This window comes from Mycoplasma sp. 2248 (assembly GCF_034863245.1).
GTDB lineage: Bacteria > Bacillota_I > Bacilli_A > Mycoplasmatales > Metamycoplasmataceae > Mycoplasmopsis.
This window is the reverse complement of the sequence record NZ_JAYFFC010000001.1, coordinates 95,848-108,795: the sequence shown is the minus strand read 5'-3', so window position 1 is coordinate 108,795 and position 12,948 is coordinate 95,848. Positions and strand designations below refer to the sequence as shown.

Annotated in this window: 18 protein-coding genes; 13 read left to right on the top strand and 5 right to left on the bottom strand. The window is 28.2% G+C overall.

Features of this window, described 5'->3' with window-relative positions; genetic code table 4:
* Nucleotide 1: 1 nt before the first annotated feature.
* Genes mgtE through VBM91_RS00360 form a run of 5 tightly spaced genes read left to right on the top strand, consistent with a single transcriptional unit; the run spans nucleotide 2 to nucleotide 4,042 of the window.
* Nucleotides 2–1,471 carry a magnesium transporter gene (mgtE, locus tag VBM91_RS00380; protein WP_323188921.1) on the top strand — a complete coding sequence of 490 codons (1,470 nt, stop codon included), beginning with the start codon at nucleotides 2–4 and terminating at the stop codon, nucleotides 1,469–1,471.
* A 9-nt stretch (nucleotides 1,472–1,480) separates the two neighbouring features.
* Nucleotides 1,481–1,813 carry a hypothetical protein gene (locus VBM91_RS00375; protein ID WP_257089647.1) on the top strand — a complete coding sequence of 111 codons (333 nt, stop codon included), beginning with the start codon at nucleotides 1,481–1,483 and terminating at the stop codon, nucleotides 1,811–1,813.
* Between the two features lie 12 nt (nucleotides 1,814–1,825).
* On the top strand, nucleotides 1,826–2,398 hold the full coding sequence (locus VBM91_RS00370) for an MHJ_0274 family protein (protein WP_323188920.1): 573 nt from the start codon (nucleotides 1,826–1,828) through the stop codon (nucleotides 2,396–2,398).
* Nucleotides 2,370–3,194 (top strand): CDP-diacylglycerol--glycerol-3-phosphate 3-phosphatidyltransferase, encoded by an 825-nt coding sequence (gene pgsA / locus VBM91_RS00365; RefSeq protein ID WP_323188919.1) that lies wholly within the window; start codon nucleotides 2,370–2,372, stop codon nucleotides 3,192–3,194. The genes VBM91_RS00370 and pgsA overlap by 29 nt, the downstream gene beginning before the upstream one ends.
* Before the next feature lie 53 nt (nucleotides 3,195–3,247).
* Nucleotides 3,248–4,042, top strand: coding sequence for a hypothetical protein (locus VBM91_RS00360; protein ID WP_323188918.1), 795 nt, complete (start codon nucleotides 3,248–3,250; stop codon nucleotides 4,040–4,042).
* A 14-nt stretch (nucleotides 4,043–4,056) separates the two neighbouring features.
* Here VBM91_RS00360 and rlmD read toward each other — a convergent pair whose 3' ends face one another.
* Together rlmD and rsmD are read right to left on the bottom strand one after the other, a co-directional pair.
* Nucleotides 4,057–5,385, bottom strand: coding sequence for a 23S rRNA (uracil(1939)-C(5))-methyltransferase RlmD (gene rlmD / locus VBM91_RS00355; RefSeq protein ID WP_323188917.1), 1,329 nt, complete (start codon nucleotides 5,383–5,385; stop codon nucleotides 4,057–4,059).
* A complete protein-coding gene (rsmD, locus tag VBM91_RS00350) occupies nucleotides 5,373–5,915 on the bottom strand; it encodes a 16S rRNA (guanine(966)-N(2))-methyltransferase RsmD (protein ID WP_323188916.1) in 543 nt (180 codons plus the stop codon). Before rsmD ends, rlmD begins: the two co-directional genes overlap by 13 nt.
* Before the next feature lie 71 nt (nucleotides 5,916–5,986).
* Here rsmD and trmB point away from each other — a divergent pair, with 71 nt between their 5' ends.
* The 3 genes from trmB (at nucleotide 5,987) to VBM91_RS00335 (ending at nucleotide 8,024) form a co-directional block, all read left to right on the top strand.
* The gene (gene trmB, locus VBM91_RS00345) at nucleotides 5,987–6,598 is read left to right on the top strand and encodes a tRNA (guanosine(46)-N7)-methyltransferase TrmB (RefSeq protein WP_323188915.1); all 612 of its coding nucleotides are present in this window, start codon (nucleotides 5,987–5,989) and stop codon (nucleotides 6,596–6,598) included.
* Between the two features lie 342 nt (nucleotides 6,599–6,940).
* Nucleotides 6,941–7,165 (top strand): hypothetical protein, encoded by a 225-nt coding sequence (locus tag VBM91_RS00340; protein WP_323188914.1) that lies wholly within the window; start codon nucleotides 6,941–6,943, stop codon nucleotides 7,163–7,165.
* A gap of 1 nt (nucleotide 7,166) precedes the next feature.
* Nucleotides 7,167–8,024, top strand: a complete 858-nt coding sequence (locus VBM91_RS00335) for a hypothetical protein (RefSeq protein WP_323188913.1) — start codon at nucleotides 7,167–7,169, stop codon at nucleotides 8,022–8,024.
* A gap of 82 nt (nucleotides 8,025–8,106) precedes the next feature.
* Here VBM91_RS00335 and rpsR read toward each other — a convergent pair whose 3' ends face one another.
* The 3 genes from rpsR to rpsF are packed head-to-tail and all read right to left on the bottom strand — an operon-like array spanning nucleotide 8,107 to nucleotide 9,360.
* Nucleotides 8,107–8,370, bottom strand: a complete 264-nt coding sequence (rpsR, locus tag VBM91_RS00330) for a 30S ribosomal protein S18 (RefSeq protein WP_257089673.1) — start codon at nucleotides 8,368–8,370, stop codon at nucleotides 8,107–8,109.
* Nucleotides 8,371–8,380: 10 nt separating this feature from the next.
* Complete coding sequence (locus tag VBM91_RS00325; protein ID WP_323188912.1) at nucleotides 8,381–8,914, bottom strand: single-stranded DNA-binding protein; 534 nt, start codon at nucleotides 8,912–8,914, stop codon at nucleotides 8,381–8,383.
* Nucleotides 8,915–8,952: 38 nt separating this feature from the next.
* On the bottom strand, nucleotides 8,953–9,360 hold the full coding sequence (gene rpsF, locus VBM91_RS00320; protein WP_323188911.1) for a 30S ribosomal protein S6: 408 nt from the start codon (nucleotides 9,358–9,360) through the stop codon (nucleotides 8,953–8,955).
* A 278-nt stretch (nucleotides 9,361–9,638) separates the two neighbouring features.
* Here rpsF and efp point away from each other — a divergent pair, with 278 nt between their 5' ends.
* The 5 genes from efp to VBM91_RS00295 are packed head-to-tail and all read left to right on the top strand — an operon-like array spanning nucleotide 9,639 to nucleotide 12,928.
* Entirely contained in the window at nucleotides 9,639–10,202 is a 564-nt protein-coding gene (efp, locus tag VBM91_RS00315) for an elongation factor P (protein WP_257089679.1), read from the top strand.
* Nucleotides 10,202–10,510, top strand: a complete 309-nt coding sequence (locus VBM91_RS00310) for an MMB_0454 family protein (RefSeq protein ID WP_257089681.1) — start codon at nucleotides 10,202–10,204, stop codon at nucleotides 10,508–10,510. The genes efp and VBM91_RS00310 overlap by 1 nt, the downstream gene beginning before the upstream one ends.
* Nucleotides 10,510–10,854: a hypothetical protein gene (locus VBM91_RS00305; RefSeq protein ID WP_323188910.1), complete on the top strand. Its 345-nt coding sequence runs from the start codon at nucleotides 10,510–10,512 to the stop codon at nucleotides 10,852–10,854. Before VBM91_RS00310 ends, VBM91_RS00305 begins: the two co-directional genes overlap by 1 nt.
* A gap of 15 nt (nucleotides 10,855–10,869) precedes the next feature.
* Nucleotides 10,870–11,856 (top strand): MAGa3780 family membrane protein, encoded by a 987-nt coding sequence (locus VBM91_RS00300; RefSeq protein WP_323188909.1) that lies wholly within the window; start codon nucleotides 10,870–10,872, stop codon nucleotides 11,854–11,856.
* A 52-nt stretch (nucleotides 11,857–11,908) separates the two neighbouring features.
* A complete protein-coding gene (locus VBM91_RS00295; RefSeq protein ID WP_323188908.1) occupies nucleotides 11,909–12,928 on the top strand; it encodes a nicotinate phosphoribosyltransferase in 1,020 nt (339 codons plus the stop codon).
* The last annotated feature ends 20 nt before the right edge of the window (nucleotides 12,929–12,948 follow it).

Genomic DNA, 12,948 nt, shown 5'->3' with positions numbered 1-12,948 from the left:
TATGAACTTCACAGAAGATCAAAAATTAGAGTTAATACAAAATTTAAGAACTCTCATTGCTGCTAAAAAAATTAAAGACGTTAGATTATTGCTTGAAAAATATCCTCTTGCAGACTTTGCTGAGGCACTTGGCGAGTTAACAATCAATGAGCAACTTTACATTTTAAGGGTGCTTAAAACTGAAGATGCTGCTGACGTTTTTGCTTATTTAGATGATGATACAAAAGTTAATTTAGCTCAATCATTCACTCAAGATTGAGGTATGGAAGTTTTACAAGAACTTCAAACTGACGAGTTAGCCGACGTTCTTGAAGAATTACCAGCTAACATTACAAAATACATTTTGTCTAAAACGGATCCAGAAAAAAGACAAAAATTAAATAACATTTTATCTTACGACGACGATAGCATCGGAAGTATTATGAGTGTTGATATGTCTATTCTTAAATCTGATTGAACAGTTAAAAAAGCTATTTCAAAAATCAAAAAAGACTATAGAAGCAACATTGAACTTACACACAACTTCTATGTTGTAGATGACCAAAAGAAATTACTTGGAGACATAACTCTTGAAGAATTAGTCTTTGCAGATGATGAAAAAGAAACTTTAGATGAACTTTACAACGTTGTTACAACAGTTCATCCAAATGATAAAAAAGAAAATGCAGCTAACATATTTGCTGACCACGATAGATCAACACTTCCGGTAACTACAGCTGATGGATACCTTATCGGTATGATTACAGCTGACGATGTTATTGATGTTATTCAAGATTCAGCAACAGAGGATATGTATAAGCTTGCCGGGATTAACCCTGAAGCGGCTGAAGAAAGTTATCTTAAAACAACAATTATGCAAATTGTTAAATCTCGTGTTTTATGATTAATTATCTTAATGATTTCAGCTACTTTATCTCAATTTATTATTCAAAAATTCACTGACGTTTCAGAAGGATTTGTTAACGGAATTAATGTTGCAATTTCTTCTGCTATCTTAGTTGGACTTATTCCGATTATTTCAGGAGCTGCTGGAAACGCAGGTTCTCAATCTTCCACAACAATTACTCGTGCAGCATCTTTAGGCGAAATTGGAACTAAAGATATGTGAAAAGTAGTTGGTCGTGAAGTATCCATTGGTGCTATTATTGGGGCAATTATGTTTGTAGTCAATGTAGCCAGACTTTATATTTACTTTGCAATTCCATCATTTAGAGAAAGTGATGGTAAAACAGCAAGTTGAGGAGTTCTTTCATTTGTTATTTTAGCAAGCTCATTATCACTATTTTTTGTAGTTATCTTTGCTAAATTCTTAGGAACAATTATTCCTCTTGTAGCTATTAAATTTAAAAAAGACCCAGCTGTTATGTCTGCTCCAATTTTAGCGACATTATCAGATGCTTTATCAACATTGATTTTCTTCGGTCTTAACATTTTAGTTCTTTTCATCGCACACAGTGCTGGTTGAATTTAAGGAGAATTTATGCAACACGAAACAATTGATATTGAAAAAATCGTTTTATTAGCAGAAAACTATGTGAATGCTAAAAAAGAAGCGAATGAAAACTTAAAATTAATCAAAGAAGAACTAAAGGATGTAGACATTGAAATTTCAAGAACACTATCAACTGGTGGAAAAATTTCATACGTGCTATATCAACCGGCTAATTCATTTGACTACAGAGGATATGGAAACTTCTTACATCAATCGATGTTAGAAGGAAGAACTTTTACACCTGAAGAATTAGAAGATTTAATCAAAGAATACGTAGTAGCAAAAGAACCTAAATGAAAATTAAAAATAACTACAAAATAGAAGGGAGATGTTATGCCTGATAATAAATTAAATATAGCAATTTGAGTTATCCTTGGTGTTGTTTTACTTGCTTTAGCATCATACATCTTATACCAGTTCATTAAGGATAAAATTGCAAAGAAAAAACAAAGACAAGCGCACTTTGAATTTACACAAGAAGCAATTGTGTATGTTTATGAACTTAACGTTATGGTTAACAAATTAATCAAACTTAACAAAGTAAAACACGATGAATTCGTACCATCAATTGGTGAATACACAATGTCAGAAATTAACAATAACACTAGAAATATTCTTGTTAAAGTGTTTAAATCACCTGAATTTAGAGAATTCTTATTCAAAAACCCTGCTCACGAAATTTTTATTAAAAACTTAGAACAACTTAGAGATTGCAACTCAAACTTATGAGCTAAAAAAATCCCTAATGTTTTAGAATACTTTAATACAAACCAAGTAAAAGCTTTCGCAGAAGTTAAAAAATACAATGAAGCTTCAATTAATCAAATTTATAAAGAAGAAGCTGAATTACACAGCAAAATGGAGGAGATTTTTAAAAATGAGTTCAACAAAGGAAAAGAAAATTAAAAAAGTAAAAGTTGTTAAAGAAAAGAAAAAAATCAGTTTACCAAACTTGCTTACATTAATCAGAATCATTTTAGTTGTTCCAATGCTTCTATTAATGTCAATTAGCATTTTATTAATTTACTTAGGAACTTCACAAGATGGTACATCATATTTTGCATTAGAATCTAGACCAAATACAGGTAGTTTTCTAGGATACAAAATCGCGCTTACAATCATTAATTTATTTATCTTAGCAATTTTCGTTGGAGCTATGGTCACAGACTACTTTGATGGAGCAATTGCAAGAAAACGTAATCTAGTATCTGTGTTTGGAAAAGTTTGAGATCCAATTGCAGATAAATTAATGGTTAACTTAACACTTGTTTATTTAGCCGTAATCAACGTTTTACCTTTCTGAACTATGGCACTTTTCTTATTAAGAGATATTATCGTAGATGGTGTTAGAGTATTTTTAGCATCAAAAGGATACGATGTATCAGCAGGTAAATGAGGAAAAATTAAAACATTTGTTTTAGCTATTGGACTTACAATCACATTAGCTGTTACAGTTGGATTACATTATGCAAGATTAAATGTAGAATCACACCAACAAATGGTTAGATACATTTTAAACATCACAATTTACGTCGCTTTAGTATTTGGAATTCTTTCAGGAATTTTCTATGTAAGAAAAGCATTTAAAGCTGTTAAATTAGTTACAACAACAGAAACAGTTACAACTACACAAACAAAAGCCGTTGAAGAAAAACAACCAGAACAAATTGAAAAATCAAAAAAAGAAGTAAATAAACAATAATTTAATTTAAATAAACTCAAATCAAATATCATTCAACATATTAAAGGTTTACAGTGGAATTTATATTAACAAAGAAGTTTTTATGAGAACTATTTGTTGCAGAGTTTTTAGCAGTTACATTTTTATCAACTATGTCACTGCTACTAACTTATGTAGGTAAAAAATATGTTAAATTAAAATTTATATTTCCATTTACATATGGTTTAGCTACATTGGCTGCTGGATTGCTTTCATACTTTATTCTCAGAGGAGTTGTTTACCAATTTGAAAATGATTTATACAATGACATTAGTAAAAACGTTCCTCCTGTTATAAACCCAGTTGTATCTCTTTTTTATGTTTTTATTTACTTATTTAACAAAAACTTAAATAATCAAACAATATTATTTCTTAACTTATTCTTGCTATTTTTAGCACATATGCTTGCTTCAATTGTTTCAGGAAACGTTTGAGGATTAATATCAAGAAAATATAAAAAACTCCAAGTTTCGAATATGAATAAGAGTTCAATAAAGACTTATTCAACTCTTAAAGATGTATCACAAATAATAATATTTGCATCAATCTTATTCGCTATTCAACATACAATAACGGAAAACTTAAACTCATATGTTATGGCTGATACAATAGCTGGATTAACAACTTATGTAGCCCTTTTAGCTTGCACACTAGTGTTTAAGGAATTTTCATTCCCGACAAACATTTATGTTTGTGCTGGTTCATTCTTTGCTTCATTACATACAAATAAAAAGAATTGACACAAAAACTTATTATATACAGGAATAGTTGCTTCAACATATATTCTGATTTCAATCATACTTTCAGGAATATATGCAATCGCAAAATAAAAATAGTCGCAAGACTATTTTTTTTCGATGAAAACAAGTGCTTCAATATGTGGTGTGTTAGGAAACATATCGAAACCTTGAATGTAAGTTATTTTATAAGAATTAGCTTTTAAAATTAATTGTAAATCTCTTATTAATGTCTTAACATCACAAGACATATAAACAATATTTTTGATTTGTTTTTCAATTATTCAATCAATGAATTCTTTACTTATTCCACTACGTGGTGGGTCTAAAATTAAAATGCTGTCCTCTAAATTAGAAACATTCTTAGTGAAATAAACATCAGAAGATATTGTTTTATATTCACCACTAACAGAGTTTAAAAGTTTGTTATTATTTGCATTTTTAATTGCACTTGAGACAATGTCAGAACCATATACATAATTATTTTTGTTTGCAACAATTTGACCAATTGTACCAACTCCACAATATGCATCTAAAATAGTTTTAATATTATTTTTGCTATTTACATACTCTTTTATCTTTGTAAACATCATTGATGCAACAATATCGTTTACTTGAAAGAAAGATTGAATGCTACAAATGAACTCTTTATCATTTAACTGCATTTTGAATTGCTCTTTTTCAAATAAGACTTGTAGACTATGCTTTTTGTTGATGCTTAGAGAAATAACTTGTGTAATTTCATTAAGTAACTTAACTAATTTATTAGGTAAATCATAATCAGAGTGAATTGACAAACAAACATCAACTTGATTTTTTGAATTTGCTCTTAATGTGATTTTTTCAAACATTTTCAAGTTTTTTAATTTGCTAGTGTTTTCCAGAAATGTTTGAATTGCATCCAAAATATGACAGATTGTTTCTTTTATGATTGGTTTAACTAAAAATAAATTATTAGCATCTGTTATTTCATTAGACTTTTGATTAATTTCATTGATAGTCAACTGATTATTTTGAACGCTTAATTTATAAGAAACTTTATTTCTATATTCAAATTGAATTAGAGATTGAGTAAATTGATAATAAACTTCATTTAAATTTATGTTTTGCAAGTTTCTTTTAAGCAAATTATAGAAATAATTATTTTTAAATTTGATTTGAGCAGGATATTTTAAAGTGACTAATGGTGCTGATGGAGTTCATTGAAATTCAGAGTTTCTATCATCAGAAAAAGTTAAATGTTTAACAATGCATCCAAATGCATAATTTTTATATAAGTTTGTTATCTTGATAATTGCTTCTTCATTAGGTAATAAATCACTTATGAAAATAGGAAAGTTATTTTCATCTCTATAAACGCCATAACCTTCGTAACTAATTTCACTACATTTAACCTTTAACTCTTGGTGTAAGGTATATTTGTTTATTTTAGACATATTTTTAAGATATAAACCTTTCCATATTTTTTTTCTTTATAAACTTGCAAATTGTCAGGTAAGACAATTAAATTAGGTTTATCAGTTTCTAAAATAATTTCACCATTTTCATTTAGTAAGCTTTTTTGTGAAATTGTTAAAAGTGAATTATTGACTAATTCATATTCAACAAATGGAGCATCAATAAAGATAAAATCATAAGTTTTGCTTGTCTTACTTAAAAAATGTAAAGCATCATCATTAAATAAACTTATTTGATTATCTGTTTTAGTTTTAGTAACATTTGCTTTAGTTACAGTAAAAACTTGTCTTTGTTTTTCAACTGCATCAACGTGTTTCGCGCCTCTGCTGATAGCCTCAATAGCTCAAGCTCCTGAACCTGAAAACAAGTCTAAACAAGTTGTGTCTTCAATTTCAAATTGAATTGATGAAAATACAGCTTCTCTGACTTTATCTCCTGTAGGTCTAGTGAATTTTGAATCTGGTTGTTCTATTATTAAGTGACGTAATTTACCTGCTATTATTCTCATTTTAGCTCCTTATAAAAATTCTTTTTAACTATTCATATAGTGATTTTTAAATTATACATTATAATAAAACCATGAGATTGAGATATGATAAAAATGCTGAAGCAAATTTAGCAAATTCTGACTTTTTAATTAAAGAATTTCCAGTTAACTTAAAAGAAAATGATGTTTTAGAAATTGGAGCAGGTAAAGGTGAAATGATTGCTCAATTAGCTCTTCAAAATCCTAATATTACATATTATGCTTTTGAAAAATACCCAACAGTAGCTAATAAAATTCTTAAGAAGATTAATGAACTTAATTTAAAAAATCTTTTCATTATCACTAAAGACGCAAGTAATTTAACTGAATTATTTACAGGTAAAATAGACACAATTTGATTAACTTTTTCAGATCCGTGACCTAAAAAAGCTCACGAAAAAAGAAGATTAACATATAAAACATTTTTAGACCAATATAAACAATTATTATCTGAAAAAGGTTGCTTGTACTTTAAAACTGATAATGATAAGTTATTTGAATTTTCAGTTGAATCATTGAACGAAAATAATTGAAATATCATTGATATGACAACTGATTTACATTCATCAAAGTATAATGAAACTAATGTTCAAACAGGATATGAGCAAAAATGATCTTCACTTGGTAAAAACATTAATTTCTTAATCACTAAGCCAAATAAATAATGTTTAAAATTATGAATACTATAATAGTATTCATTTTTTATTATTTTATTAAAGTAAGCTTTTTAGTTTGTGATTTAAATACATAAGTAATTTAAATTAAATTAGAGGTATTGATCAAGAATAATAGAAGAACAGCAAATAAAAAATAAAATTACATTTTTAATCAAGGTTAATGACAATGAATTCTACAGAGATGACAATAATTCTTATTTTTTGAATTATTTTTGGAATTTCTTTATCGTGACATAGTCAAAGATTTTTTTCAAAAATAGAAAAGGGTTATTGCTTTAGGAATATAATTTTAATAATAAATAGATAATTACTATTAAAAAAGAGGTAGAAGTGAAAAATAATTTACTTAATGCAACGATGTTATTTTCTTCAGTAACAAATGTTAATATTTCTGGAGAAAATTCAACAACATTAAATCAAATAGATATGAAAGCTGTTGAGGGGTTAAATAATGAAGTTATTAAAAAATCAGGTTTAATGAAAGTGTATGACAAGAGAAATGGTTGATATATTAAAACACTACCTAACAATAATAAAATTGATAACTTAGGTTAAAATGGACTTAATAGTGATTTGAACAATTTTTATTCTATGAATTGTTATTGGAGCTTTATTAACTCTATCTTCTCTGATTTTATTTTACTGTTTCTATTTACCAATAGGTAGAAATTTTAGCAAAGTTGAGAACTGCAGGTGAAAGCAATTAAAATATTGAAATCGCAATAATGCAACAATTAATAAAAAGTATTTAGATGGTTTTATAGCATTAAAAACCTTATACAAAAGATATGAAACATCATTGTCAATTCTTTCATTTTTTAGCTTAATTTATTTTCTAATCTCTTTATCATTCTTTTTTGCATGAATCTATCCTCCTAGTAATTTTCTTAAAAAAGAGGAGGCAGGTATCGGTTTTCCATTTCCTCTTGTATGGTTTGTTGTATCATCTATATCACTTGGAACTTCTTTCAGTTTCTCTAGAAAACGTTATTTATTCATAAAATATTCTAGTTATTGAAATGATTTTTTAAAACAAATAACCAATAATTTTAAAGATATAAATTGAACTTATGAATGTGAGTTATTCAAAAAAGATAACAATTTAAAAATAAAAAATAAAGTCGATATCAAATTAGAGAAGTTAAAAATAATTCCATCATGAGATGTAGATCTAAGTGATATTAATTTTGAAAATAAAAAGAAAACCAAGAAAAAGTATTTTTACATAAATAATACGTGACGCATTTATAAGGATGCAGAAGACATAGGTTATTTCTTGTATAACTTTGATGACGTTGAAGAATTTGTAGGAAATAAAAATAAAGAAATTTATAAAGATATCTACTATTACTACATTAATGAAATTGAACAAAAACGCAATAAAAAAATAAAGAGAAAATCTAATTCAATTTAACCTTAAACACCACAGGAGTGGTGTTTTTGCTTTTGAAAAAAGAAAACCACTTGCTTTCACAAGTGGTGTAATAGTATATAAATTAGTTTGATTTTTGAATACGTGGACGAACAACGTGGTAAGGCATTAAAGCGATGAAACGTGCTCTTTTAATTGCGTTAGCAACTTTTCTTTGGTGTTTAGCACATGTTCCAGTTGCAGCTTTAGCTTTAATTTGTCCTGTTGCTGTTACATATTTGTGTAATAAATCAACGTTTTTGTAATCAACATATGTCATTTTGTTATCACAGAATTCACATGATCTTCTTCTGTTAATAAAACCTTTTTTGTTTTTGTAAAAAGCCATTCTTATCTCCTTAATTTAAATCCTCAGGTGCTGCGAAAAGATCTTCTAAATCGTGTAATTTAGTAGCACCGGTTTTTGGATTAGTATTTTCAAATGTAGCATTCGCAGGTTTATTACGATTCACATCACTTTGTGATGCTTTATAAGTCGGAGTATACGTTTGGGGCGCAGACACCGGAGAAGGAGCTGCGTTTAAAGAACCACCACGAGCTTCTCTGACACTTTTTGACTCTAGAGCGACGATTTGATCTGCAGTAACATCTAACGTTCTTACTATTTGGTTTGTTTGGTTACTGTGATATTGATTCGAATGTAAAGACCCTTCAACTAAAACAAGAGACCCTTTATTCAAATATCTCGCTATGAACTCGGCATTTGATCTTCAAGCAACAACCGGGATAAAGTCAGTAACTTCATTTTGTTGTGCTGAAAAGTTTCTTCTATTAACTGCCACTGTGAAACGTACGTATGGAACACCTTGTGATGTATGTGCTATCGCATTATCTGATGTTATACGGCCTACTATTGTAATTTTATTAAACATAATACCCCCTGTGAATAACTAAACTTTTAAGCATTTAATTATTCAGATGCTTTTGCTTTAACTGTTCTTGTACGAGGTTTTGAAACTTTTTCTTCTGCTGATGCAGCTGATTTTCTTGTTCTACGTACTGGTTTTTTAGTTTCTTTAACAGATTCTTTTCCGTTAAGACCTTTTTCTGTGTCTAAATTAATTACTAAAGCTCTTCAGATATCTTTAATAATATTTGAACGACGTGTAAATTCAGTAATGTCTGAACCTTTAGCATTAACAAATGCTAAAACGTATTGTCCGTGTTTTGACTTGTTGATTTCGTAAGCTAATTCATTTCTTTCAAGTTTTTCAACTTTAGAAATGTTTTCTTTTCCAAAAACTTCGTTTAATAAGTCAACTAAAACTTGAACGTCTGCTTTTGGACTAACGATTGACATAATTTCGTATTTTTGCATTTTCTCTCCTTATGGTCGTTTCTGGGCTAAAAGTCTTATAGCCAAGGAGTATCTTTATATACTCTTGTATATTATACAAGAGTGTCAAAATCTAACTAAAAACTTTTAAGACTATTACACACCTTTAAAAATATTTTTTACACCTAGCAGACTAGCTAATTTAGTAAATTTTAGTTTTTTTGTGTCAAATTAAGCAAAATTTGAATTTTTAAACTATTTAAATGCAATTTTTTAATTATTTAATATAATTAAACAAATAATTTACTAAGGAGAATTTTATGATTAATGTTAATGAATTTAAACCAGGTATTACTTTCCAAGATGAAGGTGAAATTTTTGTAGTTTTAGATGCTCAACACTCAAAACAAGGACGTGGACAAGCAAACGTTAAAGCTAAAGTTAAAAACTTAAGAACAGGTTCAACAACTATAAAATCATACACAGGTGGAGATAAAGTTAAACCAGCTCACATTGATAAAAGAAAAATGAACTTCTTATATTCAGATGGAGAAAACATTATCTTAATGGACAATGAAACATATGAACAAGTTGAAATTCCTGTTACAGTAGTTGAATGAGAATTAAACTTCTTAAAAGAAGGTTCAGAAGTTCAAATTAGAAAATTTGAATCAGAAGTTTTAGATATCGAATTACCTGCTCACGTTGATTTATTAGTTACAGAAGCACCTGATGCAGTTAAAGGTAACACAACAACAAACCCTCAGAAAAAAGTAACTGTGGAAACTGGTTTTGAATTAGAAACACCTATGTTCATTAAAGAAAATGACGTTATTTCTGTTTCAACAGAAACTGGAAAATACGTTGGAAAAGCAAATAAATAATGAATTGAATTAATGTATCTTACAATTCAAATCAAAATTACATAGTTCAAGAAAGTGCAATTTTAGACGTTGTAAACATTGCGCTTAGTTCATACAAAAATATTAAAGCTTCAAACTCAATTAGATTAAGTTTTGACGATAAACATTCAAACGTTGAAATTTATGTAGATATTAAAATTAAAAACCAAAAAAATAAAGAACCATATTCAACAATTAAAGAATTAATCACACAAATTGAAAATGGTGTGAAATCTTTAATTGATAAGAAACCTAAAAACGTTCAAGTAGTGTTATTAGATTTTTATTAATGAGAAGAACTTATAAAGATTTGGATAAAAACTCTTATGCAATATACAGAAGAGTTTTTATTAACGAAGTTCGTGCTGAATTAAATAAAAAACAAAACGTCAAGTCATATGAGAAAAAAAACAAACACACTGTTGAATATTTTTTACAATTAAACAAATTACTGAAGGAATTAGAAACAGACAAAATTCCAGATCAATATTTACCTGAAAATAGATTTGTGTTCAATAAACTAAAGAAAAAATATTTAATGAACAAATATTCAAAATGATTTGTTCTTGGTGGAATTAGTTTTGTTCTAGTTATTATAGGTATTATTCTACTAGCTGCATTTAAAATAATTTAAATTTAAGGAGGTGTCGTGATTGGATTGAAAAAGTCTTTTAGAGTTTTAAAGGCAAAATTTAATTTATTTGATTGAAAAGATTGAATTACATTTTCAATAGGTTTAACTTTAATTCTTACTTATTTAGTTGTAACCTTACTTGAATGACACTTCAGAAGTATTGCAGTTGAAAAAGCATTCTTAGAAGTTAAAGGGACATTAGATGAATCTAATGTTGATAGTGCTAAACTTCAAAAATTAATTTACCCTAATGCAACCTTACTTTTCTGAGGTGGATCAACTTACTGATTTACATTTATGTCTAATGTGCTTATGGGTGTAACAATGTTCTTATATCCTTTTTATAGAACATCTAAAAAGGCACAAAGATTTTACTTTGCTTCAATGGTCTACATTATTATTGTAGTAGCAGTTTATTGAGGTGGTGTAGCAACTGATCCAACACTAATGAGTGACTCACAAACTTTTGAATGAGTTAAAACATCAATTATGCACGGTGCTGCTCCATTCTTGGGGCTTTTAACTCTTGTTGGTTGAGAAAGAAAACGTATCAGAATTTCAAATGCGTCAATTTGAAGTTTTATGATTTATCCAATTGCTTACTTATTTTTCACATTTGCAATTTATGCATTTGGGCACAAATTTATGCAATTTGGAGGAACCGAATTAGAACGTGGTGTTGCTATTTATTCAGTTGTTTCATATTTACATCCATTTAACTACAAAGGTAATTCAACATTAGTTATTGTAGTTTTAGATATTATGCTTTTACTCTTTGCTATGTTTTCAGCACCTGCCTTAGGATTCTTCTTAAGAAAAGTACTCAGAATCCTAAAACCAGGTCAAAAAGCTCTTTCTAAAATTTACTTTGTTTCTCCAAAAGTACGTGAAGCAATTAGACTTAAAAAATTACAATTAAACAAACAAAGAGAAGAATACAAAGCTAAAAAACAAAAAGTAAAACAACTAAGAAAAGAACAAAAACTTAATAAGCGAAAATAATTTAACAACAAACTATTTGTTGTAGTTTTGCTTTATTATACAGGTGGTAAAAATGCGCAAAGATAAAAAAGCATATATTGCATCTTACTTTGAAAAAACTAAACAAATCTTAGAAACTTTTAAACCTAACAACAAGATTGTTATGCAATTTTTTCAAAGAAAAGACAACTCAATTTTATGTGGAATTAATGAAGTTCTTGCTCTTTTAGAAGAACAAACGGACACATCAAAATACACAATTAAATACTTACCTGAAGGTTCAAAAATTAATAATTTAGATATTGTTTTACAATTAGAAGGGCACTATCAAGATTTTGGTATTTGAGAAGGTATGATTGATGGTATTTTAGCTAGAAATACATCAATTGCTACAAACGCTTACCACTGTGTGCAAGCTGCAAAAGATAAACAAGTCATCTTTATGGGAGACAGAGCAGACCACTACATTAATCAAGAAATGGATGGTTATGCAGTTAGAGTTGGTGGAATTAAAGCTGTTTCTACATTAGCTCAAAAAGATCAAAACGAAGTTAATGATGAAAATGTTTTTGGAAGTATGCCTCACGTTTTAATTCAAGGTTTTGCAGGTGACACAGTCGCTGCAACTAAGGCTTATCATAAACTTTTCCCTAAAAATAAACTTATAGCTCTTGTAGACTATCATAATAATATTATTAGTGAATCTCTTAAAGTTTGAAATGAACTCGGAAATCTTGTTTGAGGTGTTAGAATTGACACTTCAAAGAATATGATTGACCATATGTTTGATAATGATGAAGAAAAGCAATATGGAGTTAATCCAGAACAAATTAAAAGATTACGTGAAGCATTAGATAAAGCTGGAGCGACTAACTATAAAATAGTTGTTTCATCCGGATTTAATGCAGAAAAAATAGAATTATTTGAATCATTAAATGTCCCTGTAGACTATTATGGAGTTGGTCAAAGCATTTTCAAACTTAACAATTCTTTCTCAGCTGACGCAACTATTTTAAATGGTAATCCTGAAGCTAAAGAAGGAAGAGGGTACAGAGAAAATCCTAATTTAATAGTGTACAATTCAGATAAATAATTTATCAGCTTTTAAAGCTG